Source organism: Polymorphobacter fuscus (assembly GCF_011927825.1).
Taxonomy (GTDB): Bacteria; Pseudomonadota; Alphaproteobacteria; order Sphingomonadales; family Sphingomonadaceae; genus Sandarakinorhabdus; species Sandarakinorhabdus fusca.
Genome location: NZ_JAATJI010000001.1, coordinates 831,498 through 856,323 on the forward strand (window position 1 = coordinate 831,498; position 24,826 = coordinate 856,323).

Here is a 24,826-nt window from a genome sequence, read left to right on the forward strand (position 1 = left end):
ACGTCGCGCGCCGGCGCGCGCCGACCGGTCTTAGTTGACCGTGCCGGCGATGAAATCTTCCAGCGCTGCAAAGGCTTCGTCGTCGGTCGTCTGGACCGGCGGGTGCTTGCAGAAATAGGAGGATGGCACCAGGATCGGGCCGCCGAGCTTGCGATCCAGCGCGACCTTGGCGCAGCGGATCATGTCGATGGCGACACCGGCCGAGTTGGGGCTGTCTTCGACCGACAGGCGCAGTTCCAGGTTGAGCGGCACGCCGCCGAACATCCGGCCTTCCATGCGCAGGAAGCAGACCTTGTTGTCGTTCTGCCATGCGACATAGTCCGACGGGCCGACATGGATATTGTCGTCATCGAGGCGGCTGTGTGCCACCGACTGCACGGCTTCGGTCTTCGACGTCTTCTTCGACGCCAACCGGTCCTTGTTGGTCATGTTGAGGAAATCGGTGTTGCCGCCGGTGTTGAGCTGATAGGTGCGATCGAGCGTCACGCCGCGCTTGGCGAACAGGTCGGTCAGCGTGCGGTGGACGATGGTGGCGCCCAGCTGCGCCTTGATGTCATCGCCCAGGATCGGCACGCCGGCGGCGCGGAAGCGTTCGGCCCAGACCGGGTTGGAGGCGATGAACACCGGGATGTTGTTGACGAAGGCAACGCCGGCCGTGATGGCGGCATCGGCGTAGAATTCCGTGGCTTCCTGCGAACCGACCGGCAGATAGTTGGTCATGACCTGTGCGCCCGAACGCTTCAGTTCCTCGACGACCGACGCCTTGGTGGCCTGCGGTGCGTCGGACACCACGAAGCGACGGTCTTCATGATAGGTGTTCATATGGTCCGACACGCCGTCAAGTACCCGGCCCATCGACACCTTGGCGCCGGTCATGCCGACATGGTCGCAGAACACGGCGGTGCAGTTGGGCTTGGCAAAGATCGCTTCCGACACGTCACGGCCGACCTTGCGCGCATCGACGTCCCACGCCGCCACCACCTGGATGTCCTTCGGGCGGTAGCCAGCGAGGTCCCAGTGCATCAGCCCCTGCTCGTCGTTCGAGCCGCCATTGGCGTAGTGGTACAGCCCCTGGACAAGCGATGAGGCACAATTGCCAACGCCCACGATGGCGACGGGAATGGACGACATGTTCGAAAGATCCTTTGTGAACGGCGCGCAGAAGGGGCCGCTATCGCGATTACATATGTTGCAGTTAGACGACAGATGGCGCCGGGGCAAGAAGGCACGACATGCTTACTGACGGTTTGTCGCAACCTGCTGGCGCGCAAGGGCAAAAATCCCGTCGAGACGGGCTGTGAAACGCCATTGGCGCAGCGCCGCCGACACGATGCATGCGACGGCCATGGCAACATAGCCTTCATGCCACAGTCCCAGAACTGCAAATGGCAGCCACCCCCAGGCCAGGGTGTTGCGGCTGGCGGCGAACAGGCGGATCCGGCGTTCGACCGTGCCAGCGCTGTCGATGTTGGTGCCGGTCCAGCGCGCGAACGCGTCGCGTTGAACCGCCGACGCCAGGGCCGGCACCAGCACCAGCGCCGCGATCGCGCCGGCCGCCACGACCCCCATCGATCCGGCAAAATGCCAGGCAAGGCCCGACACCCAAAGCGCCGCCATCACAGCGCCGAGCCGACGCATCTGGCGCGCCGGTCGCGGCGCGGTGCCGCGCGTTCGCGCCAATTTTGCCGCCAAACCCTCGAGCGGCCCGGACAACAGGACGATTGCCAGTCCGATCCACAAGGCACCGCTCACCATCGCAACAGCGGCCGCCACCCCCAGCACGGCGGCTGCGGCGATGACCATGTCCGGGGTGACACGGGACGGGGCCAGCCAGCGCGCAAGCGCGTCTTCGACAGGCGGATGCAGCCAGCGCGCCGGCCAATCGACCACACCTGGTTGCGCCGCCGCAACCACCGCGCGCGTTGCCGCCTGCGCCGTCGCTGCGTCGGAAGGCCGGACCCACAGCATCGGCTGCGTCCGCTCCAGCGCCGGGTCGTCGCAGGGCAACGTGTCGAGATCGAGGCGCGTCGTGGTCGGCGCGACTGCCGCCGTGCGCAACAGGGTGGAGGCCAGATCCCATTCCCCGATATCGGCCGCGACCACGCGCACCATCGCCCCCGGCAGGATCATGACACCCGCGGCAAGCGTCGCCGCGTCGAGTCGCTCGACGTAATCGGCGGCACCGCCCTGCCGCACCAGAAGTGCCGGCGCCGGCGTCGCGAGCATCGCTGCCATGGCACGGACATCGACGATCAAGCCCGAAGCAACGGCGATGACGCGGTCGCCCGGCGCCACCAGATCGGCCAGTTGCGCCGCACGCGCCATTTCGGCACCCGCTGGCAGCACCGTCAGCGGCTCGGGATCGACGACGACGAGCCGCTGCGCGCCGAGGCCACGCAGCGTTCGGGCCTGGCGCTCCATGACCGTCAGACCGCCGACAAGCAGCGCCGCTGTGGCACCGGTTGCCGGAAAGATCAGCCCGACAAGCCGCCCGCCATCGGTCTCGCCGCTGGCCTCGGCGATCGGCGATTTCGTGGCAAAGGGCGCGGGGTCCGGCACGCGCGCCTGATAGGATGTTGCGCGACCGCTTGCAAAGACCCGACCAACGCGGATAGCGGATGCGCGTGACCATCATCGCGACTCCCGCCGCCACGGCTCCCCGCGCAGCGAACACTGCAGCCCGCGCCGCCCGACCGGCGATGATCGAGGACCCGAGCAACCTCTGGCTTGTGCATCCGCTATCGGAGCGGCTGCTCGCGCCGGCGCTGCGCCTTGGCATCCATCCCAACATGGTCTCGTTCACCGGCATGGGGTTCGGCGCCCTCGCCGGCGCCTTTTATGCGCATTGGCAGCAGCCGCTGGCGGTCGTGGCCGGCTTCCTGCTCATGGTCGGCTGGCATGTCATGGACGGGCTCGACGGCAAGCTGGCGCGCGCCAGCGGCAAGGCCAGCCCGCTCGGCCGGCTGATCGACGGCCTGTGCGATTACATGGTGTTCTTCGTGGTCATGCTGCCGATCGTCTTCAGCTTTGCCGATTGGCAGCCGGTGCTGGCGCTGGCCGTGGTGTCGGGCATCTGCCACGCCGTGCAGTCGGCGTGGTACGAAGGTGAGCGCGAGGCCTGGAAACGGCGCGCCCGCGGCGTTTTCCATGTCGAACCGCGATCGGCACGCTTCTGGGGCGAGGCGTTCTACAACAGTGTCGAAGCGCGCCTCGGCGGCGGTGCCAAGGCAATCGACGCCGTGCTCGCGGCCCACCCCGATCGCCTCGACGCCTATCTCGATGCCACAGCGCCGCTGCTGCGCCGGCTCAGCATCCTGTCGGCCAACAGCCGCACCCTGGTCATCGCGCTCGCCTGCCTCGCCGGCAACCCGCGGCTGTATTGGTATTGGGAAATCATTGGCCTGTCAGCCATTGCCATCGGCCTCGCGTTGCTGCTGCGCCGCCGCGAACGGACTCTGGCATGACGTCGCCGCTCCGCTGGCCATGGTGGGTTGCCGGCGGCGCCGCGCTCGCCTGGCTGGTGCTTGCCGTCGCCCTGCTGGTGACCCTTCGGACACCCGGCGCAATACCGCCGGCGACGGTCATGGCGGCCGCCATCGCGCTTGCGCTTGCTGCGCCCGTCGCCGTGATTGTCCTTGCCGTGCTGCAGCTGCGCGATACCGGGACCGCGCGTGCCGATCGCACCGCGCGCATCGCCGAAGCTGCCTGGCTCGCCGATCACCGGCTCGATGAAGCCGGCCAGCTGCTGGCGACCTTCGAGGCGCGCTTCGCGGCCCTGGCCGAGCAGATGGGCGGCATTGCCGCGGCCGTCGCCGGCCATGACGCGCAACTCGTCAACGGCAGCGCTGCCCTCGGGCGCGCGGCCGAGGCGGCGCAGCTGTCGGGCACGGCGCTCGAAGCGATCCTCCCCGCCGCGGTCACGCGCGCCGAAGCGTTGCGTGGCCTGCTCGCCGCCACCGACGCCGATCTGCAACGACAGCTCGAACACACCGAAACGCTGCTGGCGGCACTGTGGACCCGCGCCGCCGAGGTGAAGGCGCAGGCCGATGCCGCTGCGAACACTGCCAACCGGCAGATCGAGGCGTTGACAGCAGCCGCCGCGACCGCCGGCACGACGATCGCGGCGCCGCTGGTGGCGCTCGACGAGGCCAGCGCGGCTGCGCTCGGCCGCATGACCACCGCCGCGGCCGCCACGCGCGACGCCGTGGAGGCCAACGCCACCCGGCTCGACATCAGCCTTGCCGCCGCGCAAGTGAACCTCGACAAGGTCGGCGACGCCGCTGCCAATCGCGCCGCGGCGCATCTGGAAACGCTGCAGGCCGCAGCGGCGCAATTGACCAGCGAAATCGATCACCAGGCCGATCGCTACCGCATCTTCATCGAACAGCTGGAACGCGGTTTTGCCACGCTCGATGCGCGTCTGCAGGCCTCGGTCGGTATCGGCAAGGCCGGGCTCGATACCATCGCCAGCGGGATGGTGGCGGCGCGCGACGCCGTCAACGGGCTGGCCGCGCCGATCGATTCGACCCGCGGCGCCCTTGCCGCAGTCGAGGCGCAGATCGGCGGCGTCACTGCGGCGACCACCGCGGCCATGTCGGCAATCGACGCCAGCCTCCCCGCCGCACAGCCCCAGCTTGCCGCAATGGAGGCGGCGCTGACGACTTTGCATGACAGCGCCGCGCGGCTGGCCAACCCCATCGAAACGGGCGCCGGGGTCATCGTGGATGCCACGACGGCACTGGCCGGCGCTCAGGACGGGCTCGACGACGCTTCGGCGCGCGCCACCGCAGCGCTCACCGCCGCGCGCGCGACCGTGACCGACATCGAAGCCGTCGTTGGCAGCTCGACGCTCGCCGCTGCCGCAACCCTTGCCGACGCTTTCGGCCGGGTGCGTGACGTCGCCAACCAGACCGCAGGCACGATGCGCACCGCGCTTGCCGGCGTTGTTGCCGAAGCGGAGGCGGCGCTGGGGGACGCTGCCAGCGCACAAGCCGAAAGCGCCTTCGCGGGCCCGGTGCGCGCGGCACTGGGCGAACTTGCCGACGCCAACCGGCGCGCCGCCGACGCGGCCCAGGCCGCGGCCGAGCGCATCACCAGCCGCATGCTGGCGCTGACCGGCACCATCGCCAACGTCGAATCGCGGTTGGCCGAAGCCGAGGACGCCCAGGGCAATCGCCTGCGCGCCGATATCGCGGCACGCTCGGCGACCTTGCTTGCCTCGATGCAGGCCGGTGCGATCGACATCGCGGCCTTGCTTTCCGCCGATATCGATGAAGCTGCCTGGGGCAAGTGGCTCGGCGGCGAGCGCGGCCTTTTCGTCCGCCGCGCCGTGCGGCTGGTCGATGGCGGCACCGCCCGCGCCATCGGTCGGCTGTGGCAGGAAGACAGCGGCTTTCGCGAACTCGCGACCCGCTACATCGGCGAATTCGAAGCGCTCATCGCGCGCGTGATGCCCGAACGCGAAGGTCGCAGCCTGGCCTTGGCGTTGCTGTCGTCGGACCCCGGCAAGCTTTACGTCGCACTGAACCAGGGCAGCGGCCGGCTTCAATGACCCGCATCAAGATCTGCTGCATCGCGTCGCTCGCCGAGATGCGGGCAGCGATTGCGGCAGGCAGCGATGCGGTTGGTCTGGTGGCGCGCATGCCGTCGGGGCCGGGTCCGATCGCCGACGACCGGATCGCCGCCATCGCCGCTGCGGTGCCGCCACCCGTTGCGGCCTTTTTGCTGACCAGCGAAACCCGCGCCGACGCCATCGCCGACCATGTCCGTCGCACCGGCGTGCCGGTGGTGCAGATCGTCAGCCATATCGACCCGGATGAATCGGCCCGACTGGCGCAGTTGCTGCCGCACACCCGCCGCGTGCAGGTCATCCATGTCGAAGGGCCTGGAGCAGTCGACATGATCCCGCGCTATGCGCCGCACATTCACGCTTTCCTGCTCGATTCCGGGCGGCCGGGGGCTGTGGTACCGATGCTCGGCGGCACCGGGGCGGTCCACGACTGGGCGACAAGCGCGGCTTTCGTTGCCGCCAGCCCCCACCCGGTGTTCCTTGCCGGCGGGCTGACCGCCGACAATGTGGGTGACGCGATTGCCCGAGTGAAGCCCTTTGGTGTCGACGCCTGTTCGGGACTTCGCACCGATGGCGCGCTCGACACCGCCAAGCTCGCCGCCTTTGCTGCGGCGGTCCGTCAGGCCGACCGATAGGGACCCTTGCTTTCCCAGCCCGGAATATCGTCGAGCCCGACCCAGCCGAACTGGTAATTGGCATAGAAGAGCCCGAACAGCGCCGCCGAGATGACCGTCGTCCACAGCAGCTTTTTGCCCAGCATCGGGTTGTGCGGCGCCGAATCGGCCTGGCCCCGCACCGGATCCTGCCCCGCCTCATCCGCAGTCCGCACCCCGAAGGGCAGGACGGCAAACAGCGTCAGCGTCCAGAACAGCAGATAGATGGCAAGGGCAGATGCCGGCTTCATCTAGAGGCGCACGACCTGGACTTCGGTCACCGGCTTCTTGCCGGTCCACTCGCGCGCCACGCGGCGCACGGCGACGCGGATCGATTCGGCGAATTTGTCGGCATTGCGGGCATCGGCCTTCTTGGCCGCACCGGCGGCGGCGTCGGCACATTCGGACAGGAAATCATCCTTGTCCTCCTCCACCGGCACGCCCTGGATATTGACGACAGGCGGTGCGGCGAGCCGGCCATCGCGGCCCAGCACCAGGGTGACGCCCATATAGCCGTTGACCATCAGCCGCCGCCGCTCGACGATCGTCGCGCCATTGGCGGGCAGGATGACATCGCCATCCAGCACCAGCCGTCCCGCCGGTTCATGGCCGAGCAGCCGCGGGCCATCGGGCGCAAGGCGGATAGCGCTGCCGTTGATCGGCACCATTGCGCGCGGCACGCCATTGGCCAGCGCCAGTGCTGCATGCGCCTCCATGTGACGGCGCTCGCCATGGACCGGAATGGCAATTTCCGGCCGGATCCAGTCGTACATCGCCTCGAGCTCGGGTCGGCCGGGATGCCCCGACACGTGCACATGCGCCTGTTTCTCGGTGACGACCTCGATGCCGCGGGTCGCCAGCGCATTCTGCACCTGGCCGATCGCCAGTTCGTTACCCGGAATCTGCTTCGACGAATAGACGACGAGGTCGCCGGGTTCGAGCTTCAGCGCCGGATGCGAACCATTGGCGATCCGGCTGAGCGCCGCCATCGGCTCCCCCTGCGCGCCGGTGCACAGAATCAGGATTTTGGACGGATCGGCGCGCGCGGCGTCGGTCCAGTTCATGATCGGCGGCATGTCCTTCAGATAGCCGACGGCCTTGGCGACCTCGGTGATCCGATCCATCGATCGGCCCGCCAGCACCAGATGGCGACCGGTTTCCTTCGCCACCCAGCCAAGCGTCGCCAGCCGCGCCGCGTTGGACGCGAAGGTGGTGACCACCACCCGCCCGGTCTTGCGCGCCTTGACGACCTTCAACAGGCCCTCGCGCACATCGGTTTCGCTTCCCGAGGCTTCATCGTTGAAGACATTGGTCGAATCGCCGACCATGGCCAGCACGCCGGTATCGCCGATCGCCATCAGTTCGGCCGCCGACGCCGGATGGCCGAGCAACGGACCATCGTCGAGCTTCCAGTCGCCGGTGTGGAATATGCGCCCATAGGGGGTGTCGATAACCAGCGCATTGCCTTCCGGAATCGAATGCGCCAGCGCCACATAGCGGAAGTGGAAGTCACCCAGTTGCAGGCTGCCGCCCATCGGGATGATGTTGAGCTTGACCTCCTTGGTCAGCCCTTCCTCCTCCAGCTTCTTGGCGATCAGCCCGGCGGTGAAGGGGGTGGCATAGAGCGGCACGCCGAGATCATTGGCGAGGTAGGGAATGGCGCCGATATGGTCTTCATGGCCATGGGTCAGGACGATGCCGAGCAGATCGTCGGCGCGCTCCTCGATGAAGCTGAGGTCTGGCAGCACCAGGTCGACGCCGGGATAGGACGGGTCGGCGAAGGTCATGCCCAGGTCGACCATCACCCATTTGCCGTTGCAGCCGTACAGATTGACGTTCATGCCAATCTCGCCGGACCCGCCCAACGGCAGGAAAATCAGTTCGTTACCAGGTTTCATTCAAACTTTTCTTTTCTGTGGTCGTCAATTGCCCGTGTTGAGGGCGTGGATGCGGATCAAGCCGCGCATGGTCAGGTCGCCATCGACATGGTCGATGGCAGAGGTGTGGCGGTTGAACAATGTGGCAAGTCCGCCGGTCGCGATCACCGTCACCGGTCCGCCGATCTCCGATGTAATGCGTCGTACCAAACCTTCAATGAGGCCAACATAGCCCCAGAAGACGCCTGACTGCATGGCATGGACGGTGCCCTTGCCGACCACACCGGCATTGCCCGCCGGCGGTTCGACGGCGATGCGCGGCAGTTTTGCCGCCGCCTGGTACAGCGCGTCCATGCTGAGATTGATCCCCGGCGCGATCACGCCGCCCTTGTAGCTGCCGTCGCTGGCGACAACGTCGAACGTCGTCGCCGTGCCGAAATCGACGATGATGAGATTGCCCTCATGGTCATGATGCGCCGCGATGGCGTTGACCAGCCGGTCGGCGCCGACTTCGGCGGGGTTGGGCAGGTCGATGCGCAGCCCCAGCTCGACGTCCCCGATGGCCACCACCAGCGGTTCGACCTTGAAATATTTGCGGGCCAGATGCTGGAGGTTGAACAGGGTCTGCGGAACCACCGTGGCGATGATCGCCGCATCGATGTGCGCGCGTTCGACCCCTTCAAGCTGCATCAGCTGGTGCAGCCAGACGGCATATTCGTCGGCGGTCCGTTGGCCATCGGTGCTGATCCGCCAGCGCCATTTGATCGTCTCGCCTTCGCAAATGGCGAAGACGATATTGGTGTTGCCCACATCGATCGCTAGCAGCATCGGCTCGCTCCCGCCGTCACAGCGCAAACACTTCGCCGGCATGCACCGGCCGCAGACTACCGTCGTCCAGCCGCAGCGCGAGCGCGCCATCGGCAGCCAGGCCTTCGAAACGGCCCTCGATGGTTTCGGCACCCAGCCGCGCTGCAATACGGTCGCCCACGCCGCCGGCATGCGCCAGCCAGCGCTCGCGAATGGGGGCAAAGCCCTGCGTCGCCCACAGACCGCGATATTCGGCGAAGGCCGGCATAAGCCGGGCCAGAACAGCCATTGGCGCCGGCACCGGCAACCCCGCCGCCGCCAGCGACGTCGCTGGTCGTTCGGTGTCGTCGGGGTGCCGCGCCAGGTTGACGCCCATGCCGACGACCAGCGCATCGCCGGCCCGTTCCAGCAAGATGCCCGATACCTTGACGCCATCGAGCAGCAGATCATTGGGCCATTTCAGCTGGACCCGATCGCCAAGGTCGAGCGCGACACGCAACGCCAATGCCGCGACGAACGACAGCTGCTGCACCGGCCCTTCGGCGCGGACCAGCACCGAGGTCATCAGATTGCCTTCCCCGTCGCCCCAGATCCGGCCACGCCGCCCGCGGCCGGCGGTCTGGCGGTCCGCGATCACCCAATGGCCATCGGCGAGCGCGGCGGCATTTGCCAGCAGCCAGTCGTTGGTCGAGCCGGTACTGGCGAGATGGGTAAGTGCCGCGCTCAACGCAGGAACAGCGACGCTGCAGCGCGTCCGGCGGCGGCCACGATCGGCGTCATCGTCAGCATTCCCAGCGGCGAACAGAAGACCGCCGCCGCCGCGATCATCGCGCCATTGATGCGGCCGCCGTCGCTGACCACCGGCACGCCGGGCTCATCGAAATACATGATCTTGACCAGACGCAGATAATAATAGGCGGCGACCACCGATGCGACAAAGCCGAGCAGCGCCAGCGGCACCATGCCCGCGGCGATCGCTGCCTGGAACACCGCGAACTTGGGCCAGAAGCCGAGCAGCGGCGGGATGCCGGCGAGGCTGAACATGAAGATCGCCAGCGCCGCCGCGAGGCCCGGTCGCACCTTCGACAGGCCCGAAAGATCGCTCATCAACTCGACCTGCGCGCCATTGGCACGACGCAGTTGGAGGATGACGAGGAAGCTGCCCAGCGTCATCGCCAGATAGATGGCGACATAGAAGAGCAACGCCTCGACACCCTGGGGGCTCGCCGCCGCCAGCCCGACCAGCGCGAAGCCGATGTTGGCGATCGACGAATAGGCGAGCAGCCGCTTGACGTTGGTCTGGCCGATCGCCCCCACCGCACCCAGCAGCATCGACGCAATCGACAGGAAGACGACAATCTGCTGCCAGTCGATGGCCATCGGGCCGAAGGCGCCGACCAGCACGCGCACCATCAGGCCGATTGCAGCCGCCTTGGGGGCCGCCGAGAAGAACGCCGCCACCGGTGTCGGCGCGCCTTCATAGACGTCGGGCGTCCACATGTGGAACGGCACCGCCGAAATCTTGAACGCCAACCCTGACAGGATGAACACCAGCCCCAGCAGCACGCCGAGCGAACGTTCCCCCTGCCCCGCCAGGACCTGGTGGATCGCGTCGAACCCGGTCGCGCCGGCAAAGCCGTAAACCAGCGTGATGCCGTAGAGCAGAATGCCCGACGCCAATGCGCCCAGCACGAAATATTTCAGCCCGGCCTCCGACGACCGCGATTCACCGCGGTGGAAAGCAGCCAGCACATAGGCCGCCAGCGATTGCAGTTCGAGCCCGACATACAGCGACAACAGGTCATTGGCGCTGACCATCATGCACATGCCCAGGGTCGCAAGCATCAGCAGAACCGGATATTCGAACCGCCCGGTCCTCGAATCGTCGAGGTACGGCAAGGCCAGCAACATCGACGCCGCAGCTGCCGCCAGGATCAGCACCTTGAGGAAGGTCGAAAAACTGTCGGTGATGTACAGGCCGTCGAAGGCGATGACGGTCGCTGCCGGGGCCTGCAGGACCGCCCAGCCGGCGATGCCGAGGATGCCGACGGCCACATAGGTCAGCGGCCGCAGCGCCTTGTCCTGGCCCAGGAAGGTGCCGAGCATCAGCGTCAGCAGCGAACCGGTGGTTAGTACCAGCTCCGGGCCGGCGGTGAGGATGGAAACGAAGGTCGGGTTCATCGGTGCGCCTCGGCAGCGGCAGCAGGGGCGACGAGCGTCGGCATCCCCGGCACCAGCGTCATGTCGGTCGGGACCGTCGCCAGCTGCCGCCCGTCGAGCCGCGCAACGATGCTCGCGATCGCCGGCTTCATCGGCTCCTGAAAGGCGCGCGGCGCAATCCCCATCCACAGCACCGCGGCGGTGATCGGCAGCAGGATGGCGATTTCGCGGACCGACAGGTCGGGCATGGCCCGCGCGTCATCACCGGCGGCGCTGCCAAAGGCGATGCGGCGGTACAGCCACAGCATATAGGCGGCGCCCAGGATGATCCCCGTCGTCATGACGAAGGTTGCCCAGGTCGAGGTCTGGTACAGGCCGAGCAGCACCAGGAATTCGGCGACAAAGCCGCTCGTCGCCGGCAGGCCGACACTTGCCATGGTGAAGAACAGCAACAGCAGGGCATATCGTGGCATCGTGTCCGCCAGCCCGCCGTAGCGCGCGATTTCCCGGGTGTGCAGCCGGTCATAAACAACCCCGACGCACAGGAACAACGCCCCCGACACGAGGCCATGGCTGAGCATCATAACCAGCGAGCCTTCGATGCCCTGGGTGTTGAGTGCGAACAGCCCCGCCGTGACAAAGGCCATATGGGCGACCGACGAATAGGCGATCAGCTTCTTCATGTCGTTCTGCACCAGTGCCACCAGCGAGGTGTAGACAACCGCCACCATCGACAGGCCGAGAACCAGCCAGATCAACTGTGCCGAGGCATCGGGAAACATCGGCAGCGAAAAGCGCACAAAGCCATAGCCGCCGAGCTTGAGCAGCACCCCTGCGAGGATGACCGACCCGGCCGTCGGTGCTTCGACATGCGCGTCGGGCAGCCAGGTGTGCACCGGCCACATCGGCATCTTGACGGCAAAGCTCGCAAAGAATGCCAGGAACAGCCAGAATTGCACCCCGGGGTCGAAGTCGTACGCGGTGATGACGCCGATATCGGTGCTGCCGACTTGGCCGACCATGTAGAGCATGGCGACGAGCATCAGCACCGAACCGAGCAGCGTGTAGAGGAAGAACTTGTAGCTGGCGTAGATTCGCCGTGCGCCGCCCCAGATGCCGATTATCAGGAACATCGGGATCAGCCCGGCTTCGAAGAACACGTAGAACAAAAAGATGTCGCGCGCCGCAAAGGTGCCGATCATCAGCGATTCCATGACCAGGAACGCCGCCATATATTCGGGGACGCGCTTCTGGACGCTTTCCCAGCTGGCGAGGATGCAGAGCGGCATCAGGAAAACGCTCAGCACGATCAGCATCAGCGCAATGCCGTCAACGCCGACATGCCAGGCGAGATAGGGGGCGAACAGCGGCAGATTCTCGACGAACTGGAACGCCGGGCCGCCATTGTCGAAGCCCTGCCACAGCATCACGCCGAGGACGAACGCGACCAGGGTCGTCACCAGTGCCAGCACCCGCGCCCGCACCGCATCGATCCCCGGCATCGCCACCAGCACCAGTGCGACAAGCACCGGCAGCAGGATCATGGTTGAAAGGATCATCAGCGGCCGCCCAGCGAATAGGACGCAGGCATCGAATCAAGCGCCGCCGGCAACAGGAACGCCGCCGCCGCCGCCAGTCCGATCAACATCACCAGCGCATAGGAATAGACATGCCCCGACTGGAACCGGCGCGCACCCCGCGCCCCGAGCACCACAACCGCGGCGGCGCCATCGGGGCCGAAGCGATCGATGACCTGCTGGTCGCCGCGCACCCACAGGAAGCGGCCGATGGCGAAGGCCGGCCGCACGAAGATCGCATCGTACAGCTCGTCGAAATACCATTTGTGGGTGAGGAAGGCATAGAGCGCCGGCAATGCCCCCGCCGCACGGGCCGGCAACTCCGGCGACTTGAGATACGCCACCCAGGCAGCGATCAACCCGAGGAAGAACGCCGCCGCCGGCGTCCACACCACCCAGGTCGGAACCTCGTGCATGGCGTGCATCAGATGTTCGCGGAAGGCGAGGCTGCCGCGCCAGAAGGCAGCACCCTGTTCGGCACCGACAAACTGTTCGTGCCAGACCCAGCCGGCAAGCAAGGCCCCGCCGCCAAGGAGGAACAGCGGCAACAGCATCGACCACGGGCTTTCGTGCGGATGATAACCCGCGGTGCCGACCGGCGCCGATGCCGCCACCGGCGTATGGTCGTGCGCATGGGCCGCGCTGTCAGTGGTGCCTTCGGTGTCATGACCGTGGTGGCCGTCGTGCACCGCATGCTGGATATGCTCCGACCCGGCCCAGCGCGGTGCGCCATAGAAGGTCAGGAACACCAGCCGCCACGAATAGAAACTGGTCAGCAAGGCCACCAGCGCGCCGACGAAAAATGCCGTCTGCGACGCGCTCGAACCATTGGCAAAGGCTGCCTCCAGAATGGCGTCTTTCGAATAATAGCCGGCGGTGAAGAAGAAGCCGGTCAAAGCCAGCGTGCCCACCGTCATCAGCGCAAAGGTCACGGGGATGTGTTTCCGGAGACCGCCGTAGAAGCGCATGTCCTGTTCATGGTGCATGGCATGGATCACCGACCCGGCGCCCAGGAACAGCAATGCCTTGAAGAAGGCATGGGTGAACAGGTGGAACATCGCCGCGCCATAGGCGCCCGACCCGGCGGCGAAGAACATGTAGCCCAGCTGCGAGCAGGTCGAATAGGCAATCACGCGCTTGATGTCGGTCTGCACCAGCGCCACGCTTGCCGCGAACAGTGCCGTCGCGGCGCCGACGTAGGTCACCACCGTCTGCGCCGTGACGCTTGCTTCGAACATCGGCGACAGGCGGCACACCATGAACACGCCCGCCGTCACCATCGTCGCTGCATGGATGAGCGCGGAAACCGGCGTCGGCCCTTCCATGGCATCAGGCAGCCAGGTGTGGAGCCCGAGCTGCGCCGACTTGCCCATCGCGCCGACGAACAGCAGCAGGCAGATCGTCGTCATCACGTCGAACCGCGCGCCGAGGAAGGAGAAGGTGGCCCCCGCCTGCCCCGGCACCGCCGCGAGAATGGCGTCGATCGACACGGTGCCGAACACCAGGAACGTCGCGAAAATCCCCAGCGAAAAGCCGAAATCGCCGACGCGGTTGACAACAAACGCCTTGATGGCGGCCGCATTGGCGCTCGGCTTGTGATACCAGAAACCGATCAGCAGATACGACGCCAGCCCGACGCCTTCCCAGCCGAAGAACATCTGCACGAGGTTGTCGGCGGTCACCAGCATCAGCATCGCAAAGGTGAACAGCGACAGATAGGCGAAGAACCGCGACTGCGACGGGTCTTCCTCCATATAGCCCCAGCTGTAGAGGTGGACGAGCGCCGACACGCTGGTCACCACCACCAGCATCACCGCCGTCAGCGTATCGACCTTCAGCGCCCATTGTACCGACAGGTCACCTGACTGGATCCAGTCGAGCACCGGCACGGTGTAGCCAGCGGCGCCGTCGAGCCAGAACTGGGCAAAAATCGCCCAGGACAGCCCGGCCGAAACGAACAGCCCGGCCGTCGTGATGATCTTCGCCGGCACATGGCCGATGACACGCCCGCCAAGGCCGGCGACGAGCGCGGTGATCAGCGGCAGAAAGACAAGCAGGGTGATCAACCGTTCAACCCTTCATCATGTCATTGCCGTCGACCGCAATCGTGCCGCGGTTGCGGAAATAGATGACCAGGATGGCAAGCCCGATCGCCGCCTCACCGGCAGCGACGGTCAGTACGAACATCGCGAAAATCTGGCCATGGACCTGTTGGAGATAGGCCGAGAAGGCGATGAAGTTGATGTTCACCGCGAGCAGGATCAGCTCGATCGACATCAGGATGATGATGACATTCTTGCGGTTGATGAAGATACCGAGTACCCCCAGCACGAACAGCGCTGCCGACACCGCCAGATAATGGGTCAGTCCGATCACAGCTCGACCCCCTGGCCGACCCCGGGCTGCGCCTTGCGGACCGCCTTGCCCGGCGTCATGGCGACCTGATGGCTGATGTTCTGGCGCTTGGTGCCGACGCGCTGGCGATGGGTCAGCACGATTGCGCCGATCATCGACACCAGCAGCACCAGCCCGGCGGCCTGGAAGACGTAGAGATAGCGGGTGTACAGCTGCGACCCGATCCACTGGGTGTTGCTCATCCCCGCCGGCGTGTTGCCCAGCGCCTCATGCATCACCACGCCCTGCCCCGGCGCCCAGGCGCCGACGGCAAGCAGGATCTCGGCCAGGATGATCCCGGCAACGAGCAACCCGAGCGGCAGGTAGCGCGACAAGCCGCTGCGCAGATCGGCAAAGTCGATGTCGAGCATCATCACGACGAACAGGAACAGCACCGCGACAGCGCCGACATAGACGATGATCAGCAGCATCGCGAGGAACTCCGCCCCCAGCAGGATGAACAGCCCGGCGGCGTTGAAGAAGGCGACGATCAGCCACAGCACCGAATGCACCGGGTTGCGCGCCGTGATCACCGCCACGCCGGCGATCAACATCACCACCGAAAACAGGTAGAAAGAGAAAACCGCGACGGTCACTGGCGTTTCCCGCTGTCACGCCGACGGCGGCAACCCTGCGTCCCGACGAAAGGGGTGCAGGCTCGCGCCTTCGGAACGATGACGTCTGCTGAAGTACGGCAGCCTGCCGCAGCGAATGGACGCGCTGTTACCGCCACGGTGCATCCGCCGCAAGGTTCGCAGCGATGCTCCGCTCCCACTTGTCGCCATTGGCGATGAGTTTCGCCTTGTCGTAGATCAGTTCTTCGCGCGTCTCGGTCGAAAATTCGAAATTGGCCGTTTCGACGATGGCATCGACCGGGCACGCCTCCTGGCACAGCCCGCAATAGATGCACTTGGTCATGTCGATGTCGTAGCGCGTCGTGCGCCGGCTGCCATCAGCCCGTGGCTCGGCCTCGATGGTGATCGCCAACGCCGGGCACACCGCCTCGCACAGCTTGCACGCAATACAGCGTTCCTCGCCATTGGGGTAACGCCGCAGGGCATGCTCGCCGCGGAACCGCGGGCTCAGCGGGCCCTTTTCATAGGGGTAGTTGAGCGTCACCTTCGGCCGGAAGAAATATTTCATCGTCAAGCCGAGTCCGGCGATGAATTCGAGCAAAAGCAGTGATTTGGCAGCGCGAAAAACAGCGGTCACAGGCCAACACTCCCTGGGGCCGTCGCGAATTTGTCGGTGAAGAACAGCAGCCAGCCCGAAACCACGACGACCCAGCCGAGCGACAGCGGCAGGAATACCTTCCACCCCAGCCGCATCAGCTGGTCATAACGATAGCGCGGCACCGCCGCCTTCACCCAGGCGAAGCAGAAGAACATGAATGCCATTTTGAGCAGCATCCAGACGAAACCCGGCACCACGTACAAAGGCGCCCAGTCGAGCGGCGGCAGCCACCCCCCGAGGAACAGCACCGGAATGAGCGCGCACATGAACAGGATGTTCGCGTATTCCCCGAGGAAGAACAGCGCGAACGACATCGACGAATATTCGATCTGATAGCCGGCGACCAGTTCCGATTCCGCTTCGGGCAGATCGAACGGTGGCCGGTTGGTTTCGGCCAATGCCGTGATGAAGAACATGATCGCGCTGGGGAACAGCAGCGGGTTGAAGATGTTGCCGTTGAGGATGCCGAGCACATTGCCCTTTTGCGCCAGCACGATCTCGCTGAGGTTGAGGCTTTGGGCATAAAGCATGACCGCGACGAGGATGAACCCCATCGACACTTCATAGCTGACCATCTGCGCCGCCGACCGCAGCCCGCCGAGGAACGGGTATTTGGAGTTCGACGCCCAACCCGACATGATGATGCCATAGACACCCATCGACGAGACAGCGAACACGTACAAAAGCCCGACGTTGAGATCGGCAAGCACCAGCCCGGCATCGAACGGCATGACCGCCCAGATCGCCAGCGCCAGCACGAAACTGATCATCGGTGCCAGCAGGAAGACCGCCGTCGAGGCGCCCGACGGAATGATGGTTTCCTTCAGGAACAGCTTGGCCGCATCGGCAAAGGTCTGCAGCAGCCCGAACGGCCCGACTACATTGGGCCCGCGCCGCATCTGCATCGCCGCCCAGATCTTGCGATCGGCATAGACCGCCATGGCGACGCCGACCATGACCGGCAGGATGATCGCGAGGATGAGCAGCAGATTGGCCGCGAACCAGCCCGGCCCATCGCCCAGCCACGCCTGGAATTGCCCCGTGAAGGTCACTCGGCGGCCTCCTGCAACGGCTGCAGGATCTGCGCCACGCAATCCGCCATCGTCTCGCTGGCGCGCGCAATCGGATTGGTCAGATAATAGTTGGAAATCGCCAGCGGCAACGGGCCCGTCGGCGCCGGCATCGCGGGCAAGGCCGCGCCGGGCGTCGTCACCACGGCTTCGCCACCGGCCAGGTGCGGCCATTCGGCGCCAATACGCGCGCGCAGCATCGGCAGATCGTCATAGGGCAAAGGCTGACCGAGCACCGCCGACAGCGCGCGAAGGATCGTCCAGTCTTCCCGGGCATCGCCCGGCGGGAACACGGCGCGAAGCCCACGCTGGACCCGGCCTTCCAGATTGACCCAGGTGCCGGGCTTTTCGCTAAAAGCCGCCGCCGGCAAAATCACATCGGCGTGGCGCACGCCGCGGTCGCCGTGCGTGCCGATGTAGACGGTGAACGCACCGGCGCCGGCATCGACTTCGTCTGCACCGAGCAGGAACAGGGCCTTCACACCGCTATCCGCCGCAATCGCTTCGACGCCATCGGCGACCAGCCCGAGATCGAGCGCGCCGACCCTTGCCGCTGCCGTGTGCAGCACATTCCAGCCCTGCCAGCCGTCGCGCACCAGATGCGCGCCGGCAAAGGCCTGCGCCGCGCCGAACAGCCCCGGCACCATCAGCGCCCCCATGCCGACGATCACCGCCGGGCGTTCGGCCGCTGCCAGCGCCGCCACCAGCGCTTCCGGGACGTTGGCCAGCAGCCCGGCGTCGTCCCCCAGCCATGTCACCGGATAGGACAGGTCGACCGCAGGGCCGATCGCGAACACCTTCGAAAGCCCGCGCGCCGCCTTCTTGCGCAGCCGGACATTCAACAGCGGCGCCTCGCGCCGCGGGTCGCACCCGACCAGCACCACGACATCGGCGTTCTCGATCCCGGCAAGGCCCGAATTGAACAGATAATCGCTCCGTCCGGCGCTGCCGAACACCGCCCCGTCCTGGCGCGATTCGATCCGTTTCGCTCCCAGGGTGCCGAGCAGATCCTTGAATGCCACCATGTCCTCGACCGCGGCCAGATCGCCGACGATGCCGGCGATCGCGTCACCCGGGATACCCGCCAGCCCGTCCTTGATCGCGGCAAAGGCTTCGGTCCACGTCGCTGCCACCAGCGCGCCGCCGCGGCGCACATAGGGACGGTCGAGCCGGCGCTCGGCCAGTCCGTCATGCGCAAAGCGCGCCTTGTCGCTCAGCCACTCCTCGTTGACATCGTCGTTGATGCGCGGCGTCACGCGCAACACTGCCGGGCCACGCGATCCGATGACGATGTTGGAGCCGATGGCATCCATCACGTCGATGCCGTCGGTCTTCTTCAGCTCCCAGGGGCGCGCCTGAAAGGCGTAGGGCTTGGACGTCAGCGCGCCGACCGGGCACAAGTCGATGATGTTGCCCGATACCTCCGACGTCACCGCCTTTTCCAGATAGCTGGTGATCTGCATGTTCTCGCCGCGCCCGATCGCGCCGATCTCCTCGACGCCGGCGACTTCCTGCGCAAAACGCACGCAGCGGGTGCAATGGATGCATCGCGTCATGGTGGTCTTGACCAGCGGACCCATGAACTTCTCGGTCACCGCGCGCTTGTTCTCGTGATAGCGGGTGAAGCCCTTGCCATAGGCAATGCTCTGGTCCTGCAGGTCGCATTCACCGCCCTGGTCGCAGATCGGGCAATCGAGCGGATGGTTGATGAGCAGGAACTCCATCACCCCCTCGCGCGCCTTCTTCACCTTGGCGGTCGTCGTCATGACCACCTGGCCATCGGCCGCGGGCATTGCGCAGCTGGCGACGGGCTTGGGCGACTTTTCCATCTCGACGAGGCACATGCGGCAATTGCCGGCGATGCTCAGCCGTTCATGGTAGCAGAAACGCGGGATTTCGGCGCCGGCGGCTTCGCACGCCTGCAGCACGGTGGCGCCGGCCGGCACTTCGACTTCAACGCCATCTACGGTCAATTTCGGCATGGGTCAGCGGGCTCCCGCCGGGACATGCACATCATGGGCATCGGAATATACGGGATGGCGGCTCGCCATAGTGTGATCCAAAGCTGGGCGCGGCACGACACCGTCTTGCCGCGGCTATAGCGAGCGCACCCGCCGATGGGAAGCACCCGTCGCCGCGTCCTGCCGCAATGCAAAAAAGGCCCGGGGGAACCCGGGCCTTTTCACGGAACGCAGATCGCCGCGCGCTGACCCTTACGCGCCAGCGACGCGCATCAGGCGTTGACCTGGTGACCCTTGCGGGCGCGTGCGGCAAAGCCGACAGCGCCGAAGCCGATCAACAGCATGGCCCAGACGCTCGGTTCCGGAACCGTTGCACCGCCGCCACCGCCGCTGGTGACGATCGAGACGTTGTCGATCGCCGGACCGAAGGGCGAAAATTCGGCACTGGCAAACGTCAGCACGCTGGTGTTCGAAAAGGCCGTGAAGTCGTAGCTGTACGTCAGCCAGTTCATGTTCGACCGCGAATTGCCCGGCGTGATCTCATAGCTGATCACGTTCGGCAGCGATCCGCTGATGCTCGACACCAGCACCTTGTTGCCGAGACCACCATCGGGGTTGCCCGACACGTCGAAGGTCACCGTATAGGTCGTGCCGGCGACGGTCGCGATCGTCTGCGACAAGCTGCCCGAGCTGAGTGCCGAGAGATCGATCGAACGCACGCCGTCCGATGCCTGCCAATAGCTGCCGATGTAATCGACGCCGAAGCCACCGACGGTCCAGCCGGTAATCGCAGTGCTGCCGACATTTTCCGTGCTGAAGACACCGGGATCGGTGCCGAGTTCAAAGCTGCCGTTGGTGATGATGGCAGCGTTGGCCGACACCGCCATAAGGCCCGCGCCGATAACGGCGACCGCCCGAATTACCCTGTTCATGCACTAAACTCCACTAACAAACCCCGCAATACTTACCAATGCAATAACCATGCCAATTGACCCCGACATTCTATTTCAGTCAGTTAAGAATTCATAACACATCCATAATGTAAACCAGGTCTTACACTATTCCAGCCGTCTCATGTGCGTATCCGAAACGATCTAGTACAGACCGTCGTTATATTGGTTTCTAAATTGCTGAAGTTGGCCGCGGAGCCGTAATGAAATATGCGCTGTCGGGAAGTTTATTGCTCAGTCCACCGCAAAAAATGGGAACCGATCGCATCTCGGGGCGTTTTGGCGGCCGGCTTAAGGACTCTCACAAGACGGATGGAATAGAGAGGTCTTGGACGTGCCCGGGGGGATAGCGCCATTCCGGCGCAGGGCCGTCCGGGAGCACTGAGCACATGGGTGGGATCAAGACGTTGACCGCGGCACTCGGGTGTGCGCTCGCGGTGACTGCAACACCGGCCGCAGCCGCGCTGCTGCCGCAGTCCTGGAATGGGTATCATTGGGCGCGAACCGGCCCGCTGCAGATTGCCATCGGCAGCAATATCAGTTCCACATGGGTGCCCTATCTGGCGACCGCAGCGAACGCCTGGTCCGCCGCCGACAACATCGACTTCCTGGTGACGACGGGCGCCAGCAACCCATCGACCTGCAACCCAAAATTCGGCGGTGTCCAGATCTGCAGCGCCAATTACGGTGCCAATGGCTGGCTGGGCTATACCAACATCTGGCTGTCGGGCGGCTTCGTCGTCCAGGCGACGGTCAAGCTCAACGACTTCTATTTTGCGACGACAAGATACAACACCGCCGCCTGGCGCGACTATACGGTCTGCCAGGAACTCGGCCACACCCTCGGCCTCGACCATACCAACGCTGTTCGCACCAATGCCAACACCGGCAGTTGCATGGATTATACCAATGATGCAGCCGGTACCGCCGGCGGCGCCAACGGCACATTGGCGAACACCCGTCCCAACGCCGTGGACTTTGCAGCGCTAAACGCGATCTATGCCAATCTCGATCGGACGCAGCTGCCTTCGACGCGCATTCGCCTCGGGATCGGCATGACGGTCGACGGCGGCGACATGCAGACCTTTGCCATGGTCCCGGAACCCGGCAGCTGGGCGATGCTGATCGCAGGCTTTGGCCTGGTCGGCGCCATTCAGCGCCGGCAGCGTGCGGTGCTGGCCTAGCACACCTTCGTCCCCCGGGACGCGGCGGCCGTTGCGGCGGCTGCCGCGTCCCGGCATAGGGGGGCGATGACCAGCCCCATCCACATCGTCGGCGGCGGCCTCGCCGGTTCGGAAGCGGCCTGGGCCTGCGCCCGCGCCGGCATTCCCGTCATTCTTCACGAAATGCGCGGCGTGCAGGGCACCGAAGCGCACCACACCGACAAGCTCGCCGAGCTCGTCTGTTCGAACAGTTTTCGGTCGGACGATCCCGACAACAACGCCGTCGGGCTGATCCATCAGGAAATGCGCGCGCTCGGCAGCCTCATCATGGCCGCCGCCGACGCTGCGCGGGTGCCCGCCGGGTCGGCGCTGGCCGTGGATCGGGATGATTTCGCCGGGCGCGTCACCGCCGCCATCGATGCCGAACCCCTTATCACCGTCCGCCGGGAACTGGTCGCCGGGCTGCCGCCGGCCGACTGGCGCAATGTCATCATCGCCACCGGCCCCCTGACCGCGACGCCGCTCGCCGAGGCCATTCGCGACCTGACCGGACAGGAAAGCCTCGCTTTTTTCGACGCCATCGCGCCGGTCATCCACCGCGATTCGATCGACATGGACATCGCCTGGGCCCAATCGCGCTGGGACCGGCCCAACGAGCATGGCGACACGCAGGATTATCTCAACTGCCCGCTCGACAAGGATCAGTATAATGCCTTTGTCGACGCGATGCTCGCCGCGGAAACCACCGATTTCAAGGACTGGGAAGCCAACACCCCCTATTTCGATGGCTGCATGCCGATCGAGGTGATGGTCGAACGCGGTCGCAACACGCCGCGCTTCGGACCGATGAAACCCGTCGGCCTGACCAACCCGCGTACCGGCAGGCGTGCCTGGGCCGTCGTCCAGTTGCGTCAGGACAATGCCCTCGGCACGCTGTGGAACATGGTCGGATTTCAGACCAAGATGCGCCATGCCGACCAGGTCCGGGTTTTCCGGATGATCCCGGGGCTCGAAAAGGCCGAATTTGCCCGCCTGGGTGGGCTGCACCGCAACACCTTCATCAAGTCGCCGGTGCTGCTCGACGACACGCTGCGCCTCAAGGCAGACCTGCGACTGCGCTTTGCCGGGCAGATCACCGGTTGCGAAGGCTATGTCGAATCGGCCGCGATCGGGCTGCTCGCCGCGCGCTTCGCCATCGCCGACGCCCGGGGCGACACCCCGGTGCCGCCCCCGGTCACGACGGCGCTGGGCGCACTCCTCGGCCACATCACCGGCGGCGCCGACGCCAAGCATTTCCAGCCGATGAACGTCAACTTCGGCCTGTTTCCGCCGCTGGTGCCGCCGCCGCTTTCGAAGGATCAGCGCAAGCCGGCGCTTGTCGCGCGCGCGCGCGCCGACCTCGCCGGCTGGATGGCGGCATAGCCGTGGCCGGCGGCGGATCGGCCCTGCTGGCGCCGGCATTCGCGCGCATCAACCGGGCGCGGCGCTGGTTCGATTCCCCCGCCGGCGGGCGCTTCAAGATGATCGCCAGCTTCGTCATGTCGGCGATCATCCTGGGACTGCTCGCCCAGGCCATCTTCGATGTCGGCTGGCGCCAGCTCGTCGCCGTCACACCGACCCGGCCGCTCTACTGGCTGTTGTTCCTCGCCTTCTATTTCCTGCAACCGCTCGTCGATTGGGAGATCTTCCGCCACTGGTGGCGGCTCGGCTGGCGTACCCTCGCCATGTTCCTGAAACGCCGGGTGATGAACGAGGCGCTGTTCAGCTATGCCGGCGACGCGTTCATGATGGCCTGGGCGGCGACGCGCTTCAAGATCGCCTTCACCCCCGACGATGCGGCGGCGCCCAAGCTCGGGCGCGGCGACGGCCCCGGCAGCCATGCCGCCGAAGCCCCGATCGCGGCGATCAAGGACGTCGCCATCATGTCCGGCCTTGCCGGCAATCTGTTTACCCTGCTGATGCTCATCCTCGCCGTCGTGCTGGGCGGCGAGACCATCCTCAACAGCGAGGTCGACCCGACAACGGTGCGCCGCATGATCATCGGCTTTGCCCTGCTCATCGCGCTCAGCCTGACCATCGTCTTCAACCGCAACCGGCTGCTGACGCTTACCGTCGCTGCCAACATGCGCAGCTTCTGGCTCCACCTGTTTCGCGTCTCGGCGATGCATTTCCTGCTGGTTGCCACCTGGTTCGTCGCCCTGCCGGCGATCGGCGTCGGCACCTGGCTGGTACTGGGTGCACTGCGCCTCGTCATCGGCCGTATGCCGGTGCCCAACAAGGAACTGCTGTTCGCCGCCCTCGCCGTCGACCTGACCGGTGATGCTTCGGTGCAGGTCGCGGCGTTGATGGCGGCGCAGGGCGTGCTCTACCTCGCCGCCCATGGACTGTCCTGGCTGCTGGCGATCGGCATTGAGGCAAGCGACCCTGCCCCTGACGCGGGTCAGAAGGAATAGACCAGCGTCACCCGGCTCGTCGTGTCGACCCTTTCCAGCCCCGGGGGCGGATTGCTCTCGCTGTTGAGCTGGAACGACATCCGCGCCGACATGGCCCCCGTCACCTTCGCCGTCACCGCGGTCAGCGAAAAGACCGACATGTTGCTGCTGTCGTCGTACACGGTTGCATTCTGGCTCAGCGTCAGCGTCTTGTTGATCAACCACTTGCCGTTCAGACCGCCACGGGCGGCGAACACGTTGCTGTTGATGCCACTTGTGTAAAGCGTCTGGCGCAGCGCCGCGCCGCCTTCCAGAGCAAGGCTGATATTCGATCGGTTGATCAGCTTGTAGCCAAGCCCGAGCGACTGGGCGAAGCGTCGGCTGAACCCGGAAAACACGTCCCGTTCATAGGCAATCGTCTGCAGGGCATAGGCGTCGGGCGTGATGCTGTAATTGCCCTCATAGCCGGCAAAATAGCGTTCACGCGATTTCACCCCCTGGTCTTCCTGGTAATCGACCTGCCCGCGCAGCGAGTGCTTCCATTCGCGCGTCACCTTGGCGACGTTGACACCGATGGCGACCCCGCGATTGTCGGTGTTCCCCGACGCGGCGAAACCGCCGACTTCGCCGGATCCGCTCCAACCTTCGAGAACGCCCTGCGTTGCCAGTTTCAGTTCGTGCGAAGCCGCCTGGGCACGATTGTGCATCGCCACCCGTGCGTCGATCTCGGCCGTGGCACCGGGGTTGGTCTTGCGCGCGATCTCGGCGACGATCCTCAGCTGGTCGGGCTTGGCGGCGGCGGCATCGATCATCGCCGCCACGGCGGGTGGCAGGCTAGCCGCGGCCACAGGTGCCGCGCCAAGCACGGCCGAAATCAGAAATATGGGCATTTTCATCATGTTGCTCACGAAGGCCTTGTTGCATAGCGATTCGGGTGGAAACAAGGCTTTTGCGGCCACTCGCAGTTGTCACCGGCGCGG

At 65.6% G+C, this 24,826-nt stretch carries 22 protein-coding genes; 6 read left to right on the forward strand and 16 right to left on the reverse strand.

From position 1 onward, the window contains the following. Positions 1-30: 30 nt before the first annotated feature. Positions 31-1,131, reverse strand: a complete 1,101-nt coding sequence (locus GGQ62_RS04020; RefSeq protein WP_152576389.1) for an inositol-3-phosphate synthase — start codon at positions 1,129-1,131, stop codon at positions 31-33. A gap of 105 nt (positions 1,132-1,236) precedes the next feature. Beyond that, positions 1,237-2,559 carry a hypothetical protein gene (locus GGQ62_RS04025; RefSeq protein WP_152576388.1) on the reverse strand — a complete coding sequence of 441 codons (1,323 nt, stop codon included), beginning with the start codon at positions 2,557-2,559 and terminating at the stop codon, positions 1,237-1,239. Between the two features lie 65 nt (positions 2,560-2,624). Here GGQ62_RS04025 and GGQ62_RS04030 point away from each other — a divergent pair, with 65 nt between their 5' ends. From GGQ62_RS04030 to GGQ62_RS04040, 3 genes are read left to right on the forward strand one after another with little or no spacing between them, the layout of a single operon-like run. Continuing rightward, entirely contained in the window at positions 2,625-3,464 is an 840-nt protein-coding gene (locus GGQ62_RS04030; RefSeq protein ID WP_167649462.1) for a CDP-alcohol phosphatidyltransferase family protein, read from the forward strand. Further along, positions 3,461-5,551 carry a hypothetical protein gene (locus GGQ62_RS04035; protein ID WP_152576386.1) on the forward strand — a complete coding sequence of 697 codons (2,091 nt, stop codon included), beginning with the start codon at positions 3,461-3,463 and terminating at the stop codon, positions 5,549-5,551. The genes GGQ62_RS04030 and GGQ62_RS04035 overlap by 4 nt, the downstream gene beginning before the upstream one ends. Beyond that, complete coding sequence (locus GGQ62_RS04040) at positions 5,548-6,204, forward strand: phosphoribosylanthranilate isomerase (protein WP_152576385.1); 657 nt, start codon at positions 5,548-5,550, stop codon at positions 6,202-6,204. Before GGQ62_RS04035 ends, GGQ62_RS04040 begins: the two co-directional genes overlap by 4 nt. Here the strand turns inward: GGQ62_RS04040 and GGQ62_RS04045 are convergent. The 13 genes from GGQ62_RS04045 to GGQ62_RS04105 all read right to left on the reverse strand — a co-directional run bounded on the left by GGQ62_RS04045 (position 6,189) and on the right by GGQ62_RS04105 (position 20,233). Beyond that, positions 6,189-6,473, reverse strand: a complete 285-nt coding sequence (locus GGQ62_RS04045) for a DUF1467 family protein (protein WP_152576384.1) — start codon at positions 6,471-6,473, stop codon at positions 6,189-6,191. The genes GGQ62_RS04040 and GGQ62_RS04045 overlap by 16 nt on opposite strands. After that, complete coding sequence (locus GGQ62_RS04050) at positions 6,474-8,120, reverse strand: ribonuclease J (protein ID WP_152576383.1); 1,647 nt, start codon at positions 8,118-8,120, stop codon at positions 6,474-6,476. 24 nt (positions 8,121-8,144) lie between these two features. Beyond that, positions 8,145-8,927 (reverse strand): type III pantothenate kinase, encoded by a 783-nt coding sequence (locus tag GGQ62_RS04055; protein WP_152576382.1) that lies wholly within the window; start codon positions 8,925-8,927, stop codon positions 8,145-8,147. A 16-nt stretch (positions 8,928-8,943) separates the two neighbouring features. Then, positions 8,944-9,633 carry a biotin--[acetyl-CoA-carboxylase] ligase gene (locus GGQ62_RS04060; RefSeq protein ID WP_152576381.1) on the reverse strand — a complete coding sequence of 230 codons (690 nt, stop codon included), beginning with the start codon at positions 9,631-9,633 and terminating at the stop codon, positions 8,944-8,946. Further along, positions 9,630-11,087: an NADH-quinone oxidoreductase subunit NuoN gene (gene nuoN, locus GGQ62_RS04065; protein WP_152576380.1), complete on the reverse strand. Its 1,458-nt coding sequence runs from the start codon at positions 11,085-11,087 to the stop codon at positions 9,630-9,632. Before nuoN ends, GGQ62_RS04060 begins: the two co-directional genes overlap by 4 nt. After that, entirely contained in the window at positions 11,084-12,625 is a 1,542-nt protein-coding gene (locus GGQ62_RS04070) for an NADH-quinone oxidoreductase subunit M (protein ID WP_152576379.1), read from the reverse strand. Before GGQ62_RS04070 ends, nuoN begins: the two co-directional genes overlap by 4 nt. Then, complete coding sequence (gene nuoL, locus GGQ62_RS04075) at positions 12,625-14,709, reverse strand: NADH-quinone oxidoreductase subunit L (protein ID WP_152576378.1); 2,085 nt, start codon at positions 14,707-14,709, stop codon at positions 12,625-12,627. Before nuoL ends, GGQ62_RS04070 begins: the two co-directional genes overlap by 1 nt. Before the next feature lie 4 nt (positions 14,710-14,713). Beyond that, positions 14,714-15,019: an NADH-quinone oxidoreductase subunit NuoK gene (gene nuoK / locus GGQ62_RS04080; protein ID WP_152576377.1), complete on the reverse strand. Its 306-nt coding sequence runs from the start codon at positions 15,017-15,019 to the stop codon at positions 14,714-14,716. After that, positions 15,016-15,633: an NADH-quinone oxidoreductase subunit J gene (locus tag GGQ62_RS04085; protein WP_341534270.1), complete on the reverse strand. Its 618-nt coding sequence runs from the start codon at positions 15,631-15,633 to the stop codon at positions 15,016-15,018. Before GGQ62_RS04085 ends, nuoK begins: the two co-directional genes overlap by 4 nt. A 127-nt stretch (positions 15,634-15,760) precedes the next feature. Then, positions 15,761-16,249 (reverse strand): NADH-quinone oxidoreductase subunit NuoI, encoded by a 489-nt coding sequence (nuoI, locus tag GGQ62_RS04090; protein ID WP_152576376.1) that lies wholly within the window; start codon positions 16,247-16,249, stop codon positions 15,761-15,763. Further along, positions 16,246-17,322 carry an NADH-quinone oxidoreductase subunit NuoH gene (nuoH, locus tag GGQ62_RS04095; protein WP_152576375.1) on the reverse strand — a complete coding sequence of 359 codons (1,077 nt, stop codon included), beginning with the start codon at positions 17,320-17,322 and terminating at the stop codon, positions 16,246-16,248. Before nuoH ends, nuoI begins: the two co-directional genes overlap by 4 nt. Further along, positions 17,319-19,322 (reverse strand): NADH-quinone oxidoreductase subunit NuoG, encoded by a 2,004-nt coding sequence (gene nuoG / locus GGQ62_RS04100; protein ID WP_152576374.1) that lies wholly within the window; start codon positions 19,320-19,322, stop codon positions 17,319-17,321. The genes nuoH and nuoG overlap by 4 nt, the downstream gene beginning before the upstream one ends. Before the next feature lie 251 nt (positions 19,323-19,573). Beyond that, positions 19,574-20,233 carry a choice-of-anchor C family PEP-CTERM protein gene (locus tag GGQ62_RS04105; RefSeq protein WP_152576373.1) on the reverse strand — a complete coding sequence of 220 codons (660 nt, stop codon included), beginning with the start codon at positions 20,231-20,233 and terminating at the stop codon, positions 19,574-19,576. Positions 20,234-20,640: 407 nt separating this feature from the next. Between GGQ62_RS04105 and GGQ62_RS16235 the strand changes: the two genes are divergently transcribed. The 3 genes from GGQ62_RS16235 to GGQ62_RS04120 all read left to right on the forward strand — a co-directional run bounded on the left by GGQ62_RS16235 (position 20,641) and on the right by GGQ62_RS04120 (position 23,867). Further along, positions 20,641-21,435, forward strand: a complete 795-nt coding sequence (locus GGQ62_RS16235; RefSeq protein ID WP_243445958.1) for a PEPxxWA-CTERM sorting domain-containing protein — start codon at positions 20,641-20,643, stop codon at positions 21,433-21,435. Between the two features lie 66 nt (positions 21,436-21,501). After that, positions 21,502-22,836 carry a methylenetetrahydrofolate--tRNA-(uracil(54)-C(5))-methyltransferase (FADH(2)-oxidizing) TrmFO gene (gene trmFO, locus GGQ62_RS04115; RefSeq protein WP_152576372.1) on the forward strand — a complete coding sequence of 445 codons (1,335 nt, stop codon included), beginning with the start codon at positions 21,502-21,504 and terminating at the stop codon, positions 22,834-22,836. 2 nt (positions 22,837-22,838) lie between these two features. Further along, a complete protein-coding gene (locus tag GGQ62_RS04120) occupies positions 22,839-23,867 on the forward strand; it encodes a hypothetical protein (RefSeq protein ID WP_152576371.1) in 1,029 nt (342 codons plus the stop codon). On the opposite strand, the gene GGQ62_RS04125 is transcribed toward GGQ62_RS04120, so the two are convergent. After that, positions 23,855-24,736, reverse strand: coding sequence for a DUF481 domain-containing protein (locus GGQ62_RS04125; protein WP_167649463.1), 882 nt, complete (start codon positions 24,734-24,736; stop codon positions 23,855-23,857). The two genes, GGQ62_RS04120 and GGQ62_RS04125, sit on opposite strands and share 13 nt — an antisense overlap. Positions 24,737-24,826 lie beyond the last annotated feature (90 nt).

Excerpts from the sequence above, each read along its gene's own strand:
- GGQ62_RS16235 (WP_243445958.1), top strand. The coding sequence starts at position 20,641 with ATGGGTGGGATCAAGACGTTGACCGCGGCACTCGGGTGTGCGCTCGCG.
- GGQ62_RS04055 (WP_152576382.1), bottom strand. The coding sequence starts at position 8,927 with ATGCTGCTAGCGATCGATGTGGGCAACACCAATATCGTCTTCGCCATT.
- GGQ62_RS04050 (WP_152576383.1), bottom strand. The coding sequence starts at position 8,120 with ATGAAACCTGGTAACGAACTGATTTTCCTGCCGTTGGGCGGGTCCGGC.
- GGQ62_RS04070 (WP_152576379.1), bottom strand. The coding sequence starts at position 12,625 with ATGATCCTTTCAACCATGATCCTGCTGCCGGTGCTTGTCGCACTGGTG.
- trmFO (WP_152576372.1), top strand. The coding sequence starts at position 21,502 with ATGACCAGCCCCATCCACATCGTCGGCGGCGGCCTCGCCGGTTCGGAA.
- GGQ62_RS04035 (WP_152576386.1), top strand. The coding sequence starts at position 3,461 with ATGACGTCGCCGCTCCGCTGGCCATGGTGGGTTGCCGGCGGCGCCGCG.
- GGQ62_RS04040 (WP_152576385.1), top strand. The coding sequence starts at position 5,548 with ATGACCCGCATCAAGATCTGCTGCATCGCGTCGCTCGCCGAGATGCGG.
- nuoG (WP_152576374.1), bottom strand. The coding sequence starts at position 19,322 with ATGCCGAAATTGACCGTAGATGGCGTTGAAGTCGAAGTGCCGGCCGGC.
- GGQ62_RS04045 (WP_152576384.1), bottom strand. The coding sequence starts at position 6,473 with ATGAAGCCGGCATCTGCCCTTGCCATCTATCTGCTGTTCTGGACGCTG.
- GGQ62_RS04020 (WP_152576389.1), bottom strand. The coding sequence starts at position 1,131 with ATGTCGTCCATTCCCGTCGCCATCGTGGGCGTTGGCAATTGTGCCTCA.
- nuoN (WP_152576380.1), bottom strand. The coding sequence starts at position 11,087 with ATGAACCCGACCTTCGTTTCCATCCTCACCGCCGGCCCGGAGCTGGTA.
- GGQ62_RS04105 (WP_152576373.1), bottom strand. The coding sequence starts at position 20,233 with ATGAACAGGGTAATTCGGGCGGTCGCCGTTATCGGCGCGGGCCTTATG.
- GGQ62_RS04125 (WP_167649463.1), bottom strand. The coding sequence starts at position 24,736 with ATGCCCATATTTCTGATTTCGGCCGTGCTTGGCGCGGCACCTGTGGCC.